At 56.2% G+C, this 577-nt stretch carries 1 pseudogene; it reads left to right on the forward strand.

From position 1 onward, the window contains the following. Positions 1–577 (forward strand): annotated as a pseudogene (locus APH30_RS29290) (helicase); the annotation flags it as partial.

The raw sequence follows: 577 nt of genomic DNA on the forward strand, positions 1-577 counted from the left end.
CGGGACCTGAAAGGGCTCGTATACTTCAACCCTGGTAAGGATCGCTGGGAAACCGCCGATCAGTACCTGACCGGAAATGTGAAAGCCAAACTCAGGGGAGCGGAGCGTGCTGCGGAACACGATCCCAAATTCCTGGAAAACGTAGAGGCGCTGCGGCCAATTCAGCCTGCAGACATCGAGCCGATCGACATTTCCGTGCAGTTAGGTTCAACCTGGGTACCGGCGAAGACAATCGATGATTTCGTCGTGCACCTCATGGGCGATGTGCGCCGGCGCATCGACTACCAAGAAGCCTTGGGCAAATGGATGGTGAATATCTCCGAAGGGGATAACACAACCATGCGCGTAACCTGGGGCACCGATGCGTATCCTGCGAACAAGCTGGTGGAGGCAGTTTTAACAAACCGGCCGATCCAGGTGAAGGTAGAGGTCGGAAAGGACGATCATGGCCATCCGATCATGCAGGTTGATGAAACTCAGACTGCAGCAGCTAACCAGAAGGCCGACGAGATCCGCGCTGCGTTCACCGACTGGATCTGGGAGGATCAGGATCGTCGAGAATCCCTCGCGCGACTCT

It is taken from the genome of Pseudomonas sp. NBRC 111127, from assembly GCF_001320345.1.
GTDB classification, from domain to species: domain Bacteria; phylum Pseudomonadota; class Gammaproteobacteria; order Pseudomonadales; family Pseudomonadaceae; genus Aquipseudomonas; species Aquipseudomonas juntendi.